The sequence below is a fragment of the Streptomyces vinaceus genome, assembly GCF_008704935.1.
GTDB lineage: Bacteria > Actinomycetota > Actinomycetes > Streptomycetales > Streptomycetaceae > Streptomyces > Streptomyces vinaceus.
Window position 1 is genome coordinate 2,608,681 of record NZ_CP023692.1, and the last position, 13,597, is coordinate 2,622,277.

Consider the following 13,597-nt stretch of genomic DNA (forward strand, 5'->3'; position numbering starts at 1 on the left):
CGTCACGCTGGGTGACCGAACGATCGTTACTTCTGCGGGCTGGCCGGGATGTCGAGGACGACCTTGGTGCCGCGCGGTTCGGCCCGGAGCATGTCGAACGTGCCGCCGAGCTCACCCTCGACCAGGGTCCGGACGATCTGGAGTCCGAGGTTCCCGGCGCGCTGCGGGTCGAAGCCCTCGGGCAGACCGGAGCCGTCGTCGAGCACCGTGATCAGCAGCCGGCCGTCGGCGCGGCCGGAGCCGGTGCGGGTCGCGGAGACCTCGACCCGGCCGCCCTCCCCCTGGGTGAAGGCGTGCTCCAGGGCGTTCTGCAGGATCTCGGTCAGCACCATCGACAGCGGAGTGGCGACCTCCGCGTCCAGGATCCCGAACCGGCCGGTGCGCCGGCACTCCACCTTGCCGGGCGAGATCTCCGCCACCATCGCGATCACGCGGTCGGCGATCTCGTCGAACTCGACGCGCTCGTCCAGGTTCTGAGAGAGCGTCTCGTGCACGATCGCGATCGACCCCACCCGGCGCACGGCCTCGTTGAGCGCCTCGCGGCCGCCCTCGGAATCCATCCGGCGGGCCTGCAGCCGCAGGAGGGCCGCCACGGTCTGGAGGTTGTTCTTCACCCGGTGGTGGATCTCCCGGATGGTCGCGTCCTTGGTGATCAATTCGCGTTCGCGACGGCGCAGTTCCGTGACGTCCCGGCACAGGACGAGGGAGCCGATGCGCACGCCCTTGGGCTTGAGCGGGATGGCGCGCAGCTGGATGACCCCGCCGTTGCCCTCGACCTCGGTCTCGCGCGGGGCCCAGCCGCTGGCCAGTTTGACGATGGCCTCGTCCACGGGGCCGCGGGTGGGGGCCAGTTCGGAGGTGGTCGTACCCAGGTGCTGGCCCACGAGGTCGGCGGCGAGGCCGAGCCGGTGGTACGCGGACAGCGCGTTCGGGGAGGCGTAGGTGACCACGCCGTCGGCGTCGAGCCGCATCAGGCCGTCGCCGGCGCGCGGCGAGGCGTCCATGTCGACCTGCTGGCCGGGGAAGGGGAAGGAGCCGGCCGCGATCATCTGGGCCAGGTCGGAGGCGGACTGGAGGTAGGTGAGCTCCAGCCGGCTCGGTGTACGCACAGTGAGCAGGTTGGTGTTCCGGGCGATCACTCCGAGTACCCGGCCCTCGCGGCGCACCGGGATCGACTCGACGCGCACCGGCACCTCCTCGCGCCACTCCGGGTCCCCCTCGCGCACGATCCGGCCCTCGTCGAGGGCGGCGTCCAGCAGCGGGCGCCGGCCGCGCGGCACCAAGTGCCCGACCATGTCGTCCTGGTACGAGGTGGGGCCGGTGTTGGGGCGCATCTGCGCGACCGAGACGTACCGGGTGCCGTCGAGGGTGGGGACCCACAGCACGAGGTCCGCGAAGGAGAGGTCGGAGAGCAGCTGCCACTCCGAGACCAGCAGGTGGAGCCACTCCAGGTCGGTTTCACTGAGAGCGGTGTGCTGGCGTACGAGGTCGTTCATGGAGGGCACGGGCCGAGCGTACCCCGGGTATGGGCCATGACTTTCCCCACGGCTACTACTCAGGAGTATCCAGGAGGCACTCGGGCCGCGTACTGTTGGATGAAGTGACGGGATCGTAGAGCCCGCCATTGGATGGACAGAACAGATTGGTCTAGTCCACAATTGCCTTATGCTTCCGCCCTCCCCGCACAGGAGGACGGATCGAGGTAAGCCGCGCGCTCTGCCCTGACCGCGCAGGCACCTCCCACCGGCCGCCGGGAACCGCACACCCGCCGGCCGTAAGTACTCCGGGCTACGGTGCCGGACGGGTTGAGGGTCCCGACCCGGCACCGTGGCCCAGAGGAATCCGGGTCTCGCGGCGCGATTCCAGTGGCCCTTTCCCTTACCGCGGCTACCGCGGCCAGGCCCCCATCGCCAGTTCCGCCACCGCTTCCAGTTCTTCCCGGCTCGCGCCGTCGCGCGACTGCTGGGACATCCCGACCAGCACCGCCAGCGCGTAGCGGGCCAGCGCGTGCGCATCCGTACCGGCGGGCAGGACTCCGGCGGCCACGTCGGCCCGGATCCGGCGCTCGAACATCTCCAGGTTGGCGTCACGGCGCTCGCGCAGGGCCTGCGCGACCTCCTGCGAGGTGGTGTTGACGGCCGCGCTGATCACCAGGCAGCCCGGCGGATGGGCCGGGTCGGTGTAGATCCCGGCCGCCTCGCGCAGGACGCGCCGCAGCCCCTCACCGGCGGTGGGCTCCTCCGCCAGGGCGGCGCGCGCGAAATCGGTGTACCGGCCGCCGTAGACCGCCACGACCTCGTCGAAGAGCTTGCGCTTGTCGCCGAAGGCCGCGTACAGGCTGGGCGCGCCGATGCCGAGCGAGGCGGTCAGGTCGGAGATCGAGGTCGCCTCGTAGCCGCGCTCCCAGAACGCCAGCATGGCCTTGTCGAGGGCGGCGTCGCGGTCGAAGGAGCGGGGCCTGCCGCGCTGTCCGGTCACCATGGGCAGATTCTATAGCGGGCGTTACGGAATCTGGTACGGTCCCTTTCTGTAGCGACCACTAGCGAATGCTGAAGGGGGGCGCGTCATGGGCGTGCTCAAGGGGAAGACGGCACTGGTCACGGGCGGCAGCCGGGGGATCGGGCGGGCGGTGGCGCAGCGGCTCGCCCGGGACGGGGCGCTGGTCGCCGTGCACTACGGGCGGAACGAGGCGGCGGCGAAGGAGACGGTCGCGGCCATCGAGGCGGCGGGCGGGCGGGCGTTCGCGATCGGGGCCGAGCTCGGGGTCCCGGGCGACGCACAGGCGCTGTGGGCGGCGTACGAGGCCCACCCGCTGCACACCGACGGGGTCGACGTCCTGGTCAACAACGCGGGCGCGGCCACCTTCGCCGGGATCGCCGACACCGACGAGGAGACGTACGACCGGGTGCACGCGCTCAACGCGAAGGCGCCCTTCTTCGTGATCCGGCACGGGCTGGCGCGGCTGCGGGACGGGGGCAGGATCGTGAACGTCACCGGCACCCCGGAGATCGCCCTGCCGGCGATCCTGGCCACCATCACCGCCAAGGGCGCCGTGAACGCGCTGACCAGGTCCCTGGCCGCCGAGCTGGCCCCGCGCGGGATCACCGTGAACTCGGTGGGCCCCGGCGTCACCGACACCGATCTCAGCGCGGGCTGGCTGGCCGACCCGGCGGCGCGGGCGCACGCGGCCTCACGCTCCGTGTTCGGGCGGGTGGGCACCGCGGAGGAGGTCGCCGACGTGGTGGGCTTCCTGGCCTCGGCGGACGCCCGCTGGGTGACGGGTCAGCACCTGGACGCGACGGGCGGCCTGCGGCTGTCCCTGTTCTGAGCGGCGGGGCCGGGGCTGCACGCCCCGGCGGGGAGGGCCACGATGGAATCGGGGGTGAGCCGGGGAAGACGGACGGGAATGGGCGAGGACCGGCCGGAGGCGGCCGGCCTCTGCTAGATTGGTCTATACCACACCGTCACCACTCCAGATCGGCAGGCCCCGCGTGGAAGTTGTCATCGTCCCGGACGCCAAGGCAGGCGGCGAGCTCATCGCGGAGGCCATGGCCGCCCTGGTCCGCCGCAAGCCCGACGCCCTGCTCGGCGTGGCGACCGGCTCTACCCCGCTGCCCGTCTACGAGGCCCTGGCCGCCAAGGTGCGGGCCGGCGAGGTCGACGCCTCCCGGGCGCGGATCTGCCAGCTCGACGAGTACGTCGGCCTGCCGGCCGGGCACCCGGAGTCCTACCGCGCGGTCGTGCTGCGCGAGGTCGTGGAGCCGCTGGGCCTGTCGGAGGCCTCCTTCATGGGGCCGGACGGCTCCGCGCAGGACATCGTGGCCGCGTGCGAGGCGTACGACCGCGCGCTGGCCGAGGCGGGCGGCGTGGACCTGCAGCTGCTCGGCATCGGTACGGACGGGCACATCGGCTTCAACGAGCCCTGCTCCTCCCTGGCCTCCCGCACCCGGATCAAGACGCTGACGCAGCAGACCCGGGTCGACAACGCGCGCTTCTTCGACGACGACATGGACCAGGTGCCGCACCACGTCATCACGCAGGGGATCGGCACCATCCTCGACGCCCGGCACCTGGTGCTGCTCGCGACGGGCGAGGGCAAGGCGGAGGCCGTCGCGCAGACCGTGGAGGGCCCGCTGTCGGCGCTCGTCCCCGCTTCGGCGCTCCAGCTGCACCGGCACGCGACCGTCGTCGTGGACGAGGCGGCGGCCTCGAAGCTGAAGCTCGCCGACTACTTCCGGCACACGTACGCCGACAAGCCCGCGTGGCAGGGGCTTTAGGCGGCGCCTCCCACGCGTACGAAGGGCCGGGCTCCCCCGAGGGAGCCCGGCCCTTGCGCGTCCGTACGGCTGCCCGGGGCCCCCACAGACCCCGGCAGCCGCGCGGAGTCCGTGCCCGCCCGGGTACGCCCGTGCCCCCGGGACGGGGTGTCCTGGGGGCACGGAACAGGGCGGACCGGGAGCTGCGGGGCTGGTCAGACCCCGGCGATCAGCTCCGCCGCCGCCCTGCCGCAGACCCGCGAGGCGCCGTGCGTGGCTATGTGCAGCGCCCCGCGGGGCTCGGCCCGCGGTACGCCCATCTCGACCACGACGGTCTCCGGGCGGGCCTCGACCAGCGCGGCCAGGGCCTGCGCCATCCACGGGTGCCGGTGCGCGTCGCGGACGACCAGCACGACGGTGCGCTCCCCCGCCGCCGCGAGCACGTCCGCGGCCGTGGCCCCCTCGGGGAAGACCCCCGAGGCGGTTCCCGGGAGCAGCGCGGCCAGTTCCGCCGCCACGCCCCACGGGGTCTCGTCGCCCACCGCGATGTTCGCGACGGGAGCCAGGGTGGCGACGTACGGGGCGGTCACGGGCGTGGCCGTGCCGGTCACGACCAGCGCTCGGCGGGCCGCCGCCAGGCCGATGCCGGGCGCGCTCCCCTCCTGCGGCGCGCCCGGCGCGGCGGCGGCCCGGGCCTGCCGGGTCCATGTGGCCAGCGCCCGTACCCGGGCGGCGGCGTCGGCGAGCCGCTCCGCCGGGAGCGCGCCCTCCCGTACGGCCGCGACCAGGGCGCCCTGCAGCCGCACCACGGTGGCCTCGTCGGCGAGCCCGCCGCCGACGCAGATCGCGTCGGCGCCGGCCGCGATGGCCAGCACCGAGCCGCGTTCGATGCCGTACGTCCCGGCGATGGCGTTCATCTCCATGCCGTCGGTGACGATCAGGCCCTCGTAGCCGAGCTCCTTGCGCAGCAGCCCGGTCAGGATCTGCGGGCTGAGCGTGGCCGGGCGGGTCGGGTCCAGGGCCGGCACCAGGATGTGCGCGCTCATCACGGCCTTGGTGCCGGCCGCGATGGCCGCCTTGAACGGGACCAGTTCGCGGGCGGCCAGCGTGTCCAGGTCCGCGTCGATGCGCGGCAGCGCGTGGTGCGAGTCGACGTTGGTGTCGCCGTGGCCCGGGAAGTGCTTGGTGCACGCGGCGACGCCGACGGCCTGGAGGCCCTCGACGTACGCGGCGGTGTGCCGGGCGGCGAGGTGGGTGTCGGCCCCGAAGGACCGTACGCCGATGACCGGGTTGTCCGGGTTGGAGTTGACGTCGGCGGACGGCGCCCAGTTGAGGTTGACCCCGCACTCGGCGAGGCGGCGGCCCAGCTCGCGGGCGACGTCCCGGGTGAGGCCGGTGTCGTCGACGGCGCCGAGGGCCAGGTTCCCGGGGAAGGAGGAACCGCCCCGGACCTCCAGGCGGGTGACGTCGCCGCCCTCCTCGTCGATGGCGACGAGGACGTCGTCGCGCTCGGCCCGCAGCTGCGCGGTGAGCGCGCGGAGCTGCTCGGGCGAGGCGATGTTGCGGCCGAAGAGGCCGACGGAGGTGAGGCCCCGGCCGATCTGGCGGAGCAGCCACGCGGGGGCGGTGGTGCCCTCGAAGCCGGGCTGGAGGACCGCGAGGGCGTCGCGGGTCAGCTCGTCGTCCGCGTCGGAAGAAGTCACGCCGTGCGCAAGGACGGTCATGGGGCGTTATCCCTTCACGGCGCCGGCGGTCATGCCGCCGACGGCCTTGCGCTGGAGGAAGACGAAGATCACCAGGACCGGGACCGCGAACAGGGAGGACGCGGCCATGGTGGCGCCCCAGTCGTTGCCGAAGGCGGTCTGGAACTGGGTCAGCCACAGGGGCAGGGTCTGGGCGGTCTTGTCCTTGTTGAGGATCAGGACCATCGCGAACTCGTTCCAGGCGGTGATGAAGCCGAAGAGCGAGGTGGACATCAGGCCGGGGGCCAGCAGCGGGAAGATCACCTTGCGGAAGGCCTGGCCGCGGGTGCAGCCGTCGATCTGGGCGGCCTCCTCCAGCGTCACCGGGACCGCGGCGATGAAGCCGCGCAGGGTCCAGATGGTGAAGGGCAGGACCATCACGAAGTAGATCGCGGTCAGCAGCGGGAGGCTGTTCAGCATCTCGGCGTCGCGGGCGATCATGTACATCGCGATGACCATGACCTCCCAGGGGGCCATCTGCGCCATCATCACGCCGAGTACGAGCCCCTTGCGGCCCTTGAACTTCATCCGCGCGATGGCGAAGCTCGCGGCGAGGGCCACGACCAGGGCCAGGGCCACGGCGCCGACGGTGACGACCAGGCTGTTCGTCACGTACGTCCAGAACAGGTCGACGCCGGTGGCCTTGGTGAAGTTGTCCAGCGTCGGGGTGAAGACGAAGACGGGGTCCTTGGAGAGGATCTGCCCGGACGGCTTGAGCGCCGAGGAGAACATCCAGTAGACCGGGAAGACGAAGACGACGGCCACGACGAGCGCGCCCAGGTTCTTCGCCACCGTGGCCGGGCGCAGCGGGCGGCGCCTGCGCAGCTGCTGCGCGGGCTTGACGGGCTTCGGCGCGGCGGGTGCGGGCTTCGGGGCGGTGGTGGTGCTCACTGCTCCTCCTCCTGCTTCAGGATCAGGCGGAAGTAGAAGGACATGACGATCACGAGCATCACGATCGTCAGGACGGAGATCGCCGCCGCGAGCGCGTAGTGGCCCTGGCTCTGGCCCTCGACGAAGGCGAAGACGGGCAGGGTCTCGGAGGCGCGGTCGGGGCCGCCGCGGTTCATCGCGTACACCTGGGTGAAGGCCTTGAAGACCCAGATCACCTCAAGGAACGTGGTGACGGTGAAGAACGGCTTGAGGTTCGGGAAGACGACCTGCCAGAAGGTCTGCCAGCCGTTCGCGCCGTCCATCCGCGCCGCCTCGTACAGCTCGCCGCTGACGGTGGTCAGGCCGGCGTACATGTTGAGGGCGACGAAGGGGACCGAGCCCCAGACCACCAGGACCGTGACGATGACCAGCGTGGAGAGGCCGGACTCGAACCAGTTGTGCTGGTCGTAGCCGGAGAAGCCGGCGGTGCGCATGACCCAGTTCATGACGCCGAACTGCTCGTCGAACAGCCACTGGAAGACGGTGACGGAGGCGACGATGGGCATCGCCCAGGCCATCACCAGGGCCATCGACAGGACCAGGCGCATCCACGTGCCGAGGCGGTTCAGCAGGATGCCGACGAGGCTGCCGATGAGCATGATCAGCGCGACGTTGGCGGCGGTGAAGGCGAAGGTGCGGACGACGACGGTCCAGAAGTGCGCGTCGCCCAGCAGCTGCGTGTAGTTCTCGACCCCGTTGAAGGGGGCCTTCCGCTGGATGAACTCGATCTTGTCGACCTTCTGGAACGACAGGATCACGTTCTTGGCGAGCGGGTACAGCAGCAGCGCGGCCAGGCTGAGGACCGCGGGCCCGATCAGGAGGTACGGCAGCCAGCCCGCGGGAAGCGGCTTTCTGCCCCGGCGCGGAGCCGACGGACCGGCCCCCTTGGTCGTGGGCGGCGTCTGCTGCCCTCCGGCGGACTTCGGTGGTGCGTCCTGTGGAGCGGTCACCGCTCCCTGGGAGTGCACGGTCATGTCTTGGTTACCTCGGCTGCGGTCGGGCGTCGCACAGGTCTGTCGATGCGCGACCGGGGGTGCGGCGGGCGCGTGGGCGCCGGCCGCACCCCCGGTGCTACGTGCTACTTGTTGATGCGGCTCGCGATTTCCTTGTCCGCGTCCGCGCCCGCCTTGGCGGCGTCCTCACCCTTCAGGACCTTGGTCATGAACTCCTTGAGCGGGTTGGGCTCGGTCTCGACGTTCGCCCAGCCCGGGGTGACCGGGGTGATGCGGCCGTTGACGCCGCCCTTGCCCATGGCCTCGGCGAAGGAGCCCGCGGCCGGGGTGAAGTTCGCGCCGGCCTGGTTCGGGAGCAGCGCGCCCTTGGTCTCGGCGGCGTACTTCGTCATCTGGTCCTTGCCGGCGGCCAGCGCCAGCCACTCCTTGGCGAGCTCCTTGTTCTTGGAGCGCTCGGCCACGGCGAGGTTCGAGCCGCCGAGGAAGACGGTGCCCGGCTTGTCGGCCGTCTTGCCCGGGATCGGGAAGTAGCCGAAGTCGGCTTCCTTGCCCGCGTCCTTCAGGGCCTTCTCCGCGCCGCCAGCCTCCCAGCCGAGACCGATCCAGGAGGAGACGCCGCCCTTGGGAACGACGTCGGTGGACTGCTGCGGGGTGGCCTCGTCCTTGTCCTTGGGGGCGGTGGAGTACGCCTGGAGCTTCTTGTAGAACTCCATCGCGGACGCGGCCTGGGGGGTGCCTAGGCCGCCCTTCCACTTGTCGCCGTCCTTGACGGCGAGCTCGCCGCCCTCGTCCCAGATGAAGCCGGCGAGGACGTACCAGCTCTGGCCCGGGAGGTAGATGGGCTGCGAGGCGGGGTCAGCGGCCTTGAGCTTGTCGAGGCCGGCGATCCACTCGTCGCGGGTGGTCGGCGGGGTGACGCCGGCCTTGGCGAAGGCCTTCTTGTCGTACACGACGACGCGGTTGGCCGCGTACCAGGGGGCGGAGTAGAGCTTGCCCTCGTACTCGGCCGAGGCGAGCATGCTCTTCTGCCAGGCGTCGGCGCCGAGCTTGGCCTTGTCCTTGGTGAGGTCGGCGAGGCCGCCGGTGACGGCGTAGCCCGCGGTCTGGGTGTTGCCGAGTTCGAGGACGTCCGGCGGGGTGTTCTCGGAGAGGGCGGTGGTGACCTTCTCCTGGATGCCCTTCCACTGCTGCTCTTCGACCTTTACGGTGACACCCGGGTGCTTGGCCGAGAACTCGGCGTTGACCGCGTCGATCCACGCCTTGGGCGCGGAGCCGTCCATCACCCAGACGGTGATCTCCTTGGCGCCGCCGGCGTCGGTCTTGCCCTTGTCGTCGCCGTCGTTGCCACCGCACGCCGCGAGGCCGATCACCATGCCCGCGACTCCGACCGCCGCGATGAGCTTGCGCTTCACGCCACCCTCCTCAGGGATGCTGTGCACTTCCCTCGCCCGCCGCGGTGACGTACCAAGTACTGCCCGTGGGGCCGGGATCCGATCCATATTGGTTTAGACCAGTAACCGGAGCTTGGCCTAGACCTTTAGGGGTGTCAAGGGTCTAATGAGCGGGTGATCGGTCCGTTACCGGACCGACACCTGGGGGAGGGAGGAGGCCTGTCCTCCCACCCGTGTCACGATGTGACCGCACATATCGGAGGAGCCGGTGACGGCAGCGAAACTGGAGTCGGGAAGGCGGGCGGCGATGTCCACCGAAGGGGCGACGACCGAGCCGGAAGGCGGGGCGGCCACTCGCACGGCGCGGGTGCCCAAGTACTACCGACTCAAGCGGCACTTGCTCGACATGACCGAAACGCTCCCCCCGGGCACGCCGGTGCCCCCGGAGCGGACGCTCGCGGCCGAATTCGACACGTCCCGCACCACCGTGCGCCAGGCCCTCCAGGAGCTCGTCGTCGAGGGCCGGCTGGAGCGCATCCAGGGCAAGGGCACCTTCGTCGCGAAACCGAAGGTCTCGCAGCCGCTCCAACTGTCCTCGTACACGGAGGACATGCGGGCCCAGGGGCTTGAGCCCACCTCCCAACTCCTCGACATCGGCTACGTGACGGCCGACGACACCCTCGCCGGGCTCCTCAAGATCTCCACGGGCGGGCGGGTGCTGCGCATCGAGCGGCTGCGCCTGGCCAGCGGCGAGCCGATGGCCATCGAGACCACCCACCTCTCGGCCAAGCGCTTCCCGGCGCTGCGCCGGTCGCTGGCGAAGTACACCTCCCTCTACACGGCCCTGGCCGAGGTGTACGACGTACGGCTCGCGGAGGCCGAGGAGACGATCGAGACCTCCCTGGCCACCCCCCGCGAGGCGGGCCTCCTGGGCACCGACGTCGGCCTGCCGATGCTGATGCTCTCCCGCCACTCCCTCGACGCCGACGGCGAACCGGTCGAGTGGGTCCGCTCGGTGTACCGCGGCGATCGTTACAAGTTCGTCGCCCGACTCCAGCGCCCCGCCGTCTGATTCGTAGTTGACTCTCGTTCCGCTATACGGACGGGGGCTTACGTTCACCGGGCGGCCCCCGTAGATTCCCTGCCTTTACGCAGATGATCAACGAGGGGACGAGGATCATGCCGGAACCGGAAGCAACTGGTACAGAACGGAACGCGGCGAGTCCGGGCACGGCCACGGGCTCGCCCTCCGCGTCGGGCGGTGGCGCGGCGGGCGGCATGAGCCCGAAGTCCGTCGCCGTATGGGTGCTCGTCGCCCTCGTCGGGGCCCTCGGCTGGGGCATCCTCGCCCTCTCGCGCGGGGAGGAGATCTCGGCCGCCTGGCTGCTCGCCGCCGCGCTGGGCTCGTACGCCATCGGCTACCGCTTCTACGCGCGCTTCATCGCCGACCGGGTCCTGAAGGTGGACAAGACCCGGGCCACCCCCGCCGAACGCCTTGACAACGGTGTCGACTTCCACCCCACCGACCGCCGCGTGCTGTTCGGCCACCACTTCGCCGCCGTGGCCGGCGCGGGCCCGCTGGTCGGCCCCGTGCTCGCCGCGCAGATGGGCTACCTGCCGGGCACCATCTGGATCGTCGCGGGCGTCATCTTCGCGGGCGCCGTCCAGGACATGGTCACCCTCTTCTTCTCCACCCGCCGCGACGGGCGCTCCCTCGGCCAGATGGCCCGCGACGAGATCGGCCCGGTGGGCGGGGCCGCCGCCCTGGTCGCCGTCTTCGCCATCATGATCATCCTGCTGGCCGTGCTCGCCCTGGTCATCGTCAACGCGCTCGCGCACTCCCCCTGGGGCGTCTTCTCCATCGGCATGACCATCCCGATCGCCCTCTTCATGGGCTTCTACCTGCGCGTGCTGCGCCCGGGCCGGGTCACCGAGATCTCCGTCATCGGCGTCGCGCTGCTGCTGCTCGCCATCGTGGCGGGCGGCTGGGTCGCCGATTCCTCGCTGGCGAGCACCTTCACGCTGGAGAAGGAGACGCTGGTCCTGTGGATGGTGGCGTACGGGTTCATCGCCTCGGTGCTGCCGGTGTGGATGCTCCTCGCCCCCCGCGACTACCTCTCCACCTTCATGAAGGTGGGCACCATCGCCCTGCTCGCCATCGGCGTGGTCGTCGCCATGCCCACCCTGAAGATGCCCGCGGTCACCGATTTCGCCGCCCGCGGGGACGGACCGGTCTTCGCCGGTTCGATGTTCCCGTTCGTCTTCATCACCATCGCCTGCGGGGCCCTGTCCGGGTTCCACGCGCTCGTCTCCTCGGGCACCACCCCCAAGATGATCCAGAAGGAGACCCAGGTCCGGGTCATCGGCTACGGCGCGATGCTGACCGAGTCCTTCGTCGCCGTCATGGCGATCATCGCGGCCTGCATCATCGAGCCCGGCCTGTTCTTCGCGGTCAACTCCCCCGCCGGTGTCGTCGGCACCACGGTGGAGACCGCCTCGCAGGCCGTGACGCACTTCGGCTTCGCCATCTCGCCCGAGTTCCTCGCGCAGGCCGCGAAGGACGTCGAGGAGACCAGCCTGCTGTCCCGTACCGGCGGCGCGCCGACGTTCGCACTCGGAATGTCGGAAATCTTCTCCTCCGTGGTCGGCGGGGCCGGGCTGAAGGCGTTCTGGTACCACTTCGCGATCATGTTCGAGGCCCTGTTCATCCTGACCACCCTCGACGCGGGCACCCGCGTCGGCCGCTTCATGCTCCAGGACACCCTGGGCAACGTGCACAAGTCCTTCAAGGACGTGAGCTGGAAGCCGGGCGTGTGGCTGGCCAGCGCGGTGGTCGTGGGCGGCTGGGGCTACTTCCTGTGGGTCGGCATCAAGGACCCGCTGGGCGGCATCAACCAGCTGTTCCCGCTGTTCGGTATCGCGAACCAGCTGCTCGCCGCGGTGGCGCTGGCCGTCTGCACCACGCTGCTGGTGAAGTCCGGTCGGCTCAAGTGGGCCTGGGTGACCGGGGTCCCGCTGGCCTGGGACGTTGCCGTCACGCTGACCGCGAGCTGGCAGAAGGTGTTCTCCGACGACGTGAAGGTCGGCTTCTTCGCGCAGCGCGACAAGTACCAGAGCGGGATCGACGCCGGGAAGGTCCTGCCGCCCGCCAAGAACATGGGCGAGATGCACACGATCGTCACGAACGCCACGGTCGACGGGGTGCTGTCGGCGCTCTTCGCGGTCCTGATCGTCATCGTGCTGCTGGACGCGGCGCGGACCTGCGTGAAGGCCGCCGGCAACCCGGAGGCGGTCAGGCTCTCCGAGGTCCCGTGGACCGAGTCGAAGATCGTCGCCCCGGCCGGGCTCATCGCCACGCCCGAGGAGCGGGCGGAGCTCGCCGCCGCCGGCCTGGACTCGGGCGGTGGCCGAGCGAAGGAGCCGGTGGCGTGAGCGGGGTCCGCGCGGCGCTGGCGAAGGCGCGGTACTTCGTACGGGAGTTCTCGGGCGAGGCGGCGTACGACCGCTACGTCGTGCACGCCCGTACGCACGACCCGGACGCGCAGGTCATGACCCGCCGCGCCTTCGAACGCGCCCGTACGGACGCGCGCGAGGCCGACCCCCGCGAGGGGTTCGGCTGCTGCTGACGCCCATGAAGGGCCCCGCCGCTGCATCGGCGGGGCCCTTCGGCACGCTCAGTGCACCCACTCCTTGAGGGGCTCGGTAGGCAGGGTGATGCCGACGGGTTCGGGAATTTCGATGTCCTTCCCGAACGGGACTGTGCGGACGCTCTCGTAACGACTGCCGTCCGGCTCACTGTGGACGGTGACCTCGCACTTCTCCCGGTCGATGAGCAGGTACACAGGAATGCCGGTCTCCGCGTAACCACGAGGCTTCTCGTGTCGGTCGCGGGCGTCCGTGTCGGTGTCGTACGACGTGACCTCCACGACCATCAGCACGGGGTCGGGGTCGGCCCATTCCCCATGTCCTGCGAGAGAGGCGGTCAACACCAGGACGCCATCGGGCCGAGCGCGGCCATTGCGATACCGCTGGACCTTGATCCCCTGCTCAGCGTAGAACCACAGGTCCGGCCGCGACTGCATGCACATGCGCGACAACCACACAATGATCGTCCCGTGGTCCCCGTCCGGCACCGCCTTGACCCCCAGCTTCCCGTTGATGAACTCGAACCGCAGCCCTTCGACCTCTCTGGCGGCTATCCGCGCCACGGTCTCGAACTCTTCGGTCAGCATCTGGGGCCGATCTGTCATCACGGTCATGCCTCGCTCGCCCTTCTCGACGGTGCTGTCACCGACGATAGCGCCGGGCACCGACAGCCGTCCGGC

General features: G+C 70.8%; 12 protein-coding genes. 5 read left to right on the forward strand and 7 right to left on the reverse strand.

What is annotated here, in order from left to right; all coding sequences use genetic code 11:
• Nucleotides 1-26: 26 nt before the first annotated feature.
• Complete coding sequence (locus CP980_RS11395; RefSeq protein WP_053691844.1) at nt 27-1,496, reverse strand: sensor histidine kinase; 1,470 nt, start codon at nt 1,494-1,496, stop codon at nt 27-29.
• A gap of 391 nt (nt 1,497-1,887) precedes the next feature.
• Complete coding sequence (locus CP980_RS11400) at nt 1,888-2,481, reverse strand: TetR/AcrR family transcriptional regulator (protein WP_150528108.1); 594 nt, start codon at nt 2,479-2,481, stop codon at nt 1,888-1,890.
• 85 nt (nt 2,482-2,566) lie between these two features.
• Between CP980_RS11400 and CP980_RS11405 the strand changes: the two genes are divergently transcribed.
• Complete coding sequence (locus CP980_RS11405; RefSeq protein ID WP_099889549.1) at nt 2,567-3,328, forward strand: SDR family oxidoreductase; 762 nt, start codon at nt 2,567-2,569, stop codon at nt 3,326-3,328.
• 163 nt (nt 3,329-3,491) lie between these two features.
• A complete protein-coding gene (nagB, locus tag CP980_RS11410; protein WP_099889550.1) occupies nt 3,492-4,277 on the forward strand; it encodes a glucosamine-6-phosphate deaminase in 786 nt (261 codons plus the stop codon).
• A 194-nt stretch (nt 4,278-4,471) separates the two neighbouring features.
• Here the strand turns inward: nagB and CP980_RS11415 are convergent, their stop codons facing one another.
• The 4 genes from CP980_RS11415 to CP980_RS11430 all read right to left on the reverse strand — a co-directional run bounded on the left by CP980_RS11415 (nt 4,472) and on the right by CP980_RS11430 (nt 9,293).
• The gene (locus CP980_RS11415; RefSeq protein WP_150528109.1) at nt 4,472-5,980 is read right to left on the reverse strand and encodes a glycoside hydrolase family 3 protein; all 1,509 of its coding nucleotides are present in this window, start codon (nt 5,978-5,980) and stop codon (nt 4,472-4,474) included.
• A gap of 6 nt (nt 5,981-5,986) precedes the next feature.
• Nucleotides 5,987-6,805, reverse strand: a complete 819-nt coding sequence (locus tag CP980_RS11420; protein ID WP_132757236.1) for a carbohydrate ABC transporter permease — start codon at nt 6,803-6,805, stop codon at nt 5,987-5,989.
• An 80-nt stretch (nt 6,806-6,885) separates the two neighbouring features.
• Nucleotides 6,886-7,902: a carbohydrate ABC transporter permease gene (locus CP980_RS11425; protein ID WP_132756640.1), complete on the reverse strand. Its 1,017-nt coding sequence runs from the start codon at nt 7,900-7,902 to the stop codon at nt 6,886-6,888.
• A 104-nt stretch (nt 7,903-8,006) separates the two neighbouring features.
• Nucleotides 8,007-9,293, reverse strand: a complete 1,287-nt coding sequence (locus tag CP980_RS11430; RefSeq protein ID WP_099889553.1) for an extracellular solute-binding protein — start codon at nt 9,291-9,293, stop codon at nt 8,007-8,009.
• 286 nt (nt 9,294-9,579) lie between these two features.
• On the opposite strand from CP980_RS11430, the gene CP980_RS11435 reads away from it, so the two are divergent.
• The 3 genes from CP980_RS11435 (at nt 9,580) to CP980_RS11445 (ending at nt 12,898) form a co-directional block, all read left to right on the forward strand.
• Entirely contained in the window at nt 9,580-10,344 is a 765-nt protein-coding gene (locus CP980_RS11435; protein WP_099889554.1) for a GntR family transcriptional regulator, read from the forward strand.
• A gap of 206 nt (nt 10,345-10,550) precedes the next feature.
• Nucleotides 10,551-12,704 (forward strand): carbon starvation CstA family protein, encoded by a 2,154-nt coding sequence (locus CP980_RS11440; RefSeq protein ID WP_132756638.1) that lies wholly within the window; start codon nt 10,551-10,553, stop codon nt 12,702-12,704.
• Entirely contained in the window at nt 12,701-12,898 is a 198-nt protein-coding gene (locus CP980_RS11445) for a CstA-like transporter-associated (seleno)protein (RefSeq protein ID WP_150528110.1), read from the forward strand. The genes CP980_RS11440 and CP980_RS11445 overlap by 4 nt, the downstream gene beginning before the upstream one ends.
• Nucleotides 12,899-12,946: 48 nt before the next feature.
• Here the strand turns inward: CP980_RS11445 and CP980_RS11450 are convergent, their stop codons facing one another.
• Entirely contained in the window at nt 12,947-13,531 is a 585-nt protein-coding gene (locus tag CP980_RS11450; protein ID WP_132757234.1) for a Uma2 family endonuclease, read from the reverse strand.
• Nucleotides 13,532-13,597 lie beyond the last annotated feature (66 nt).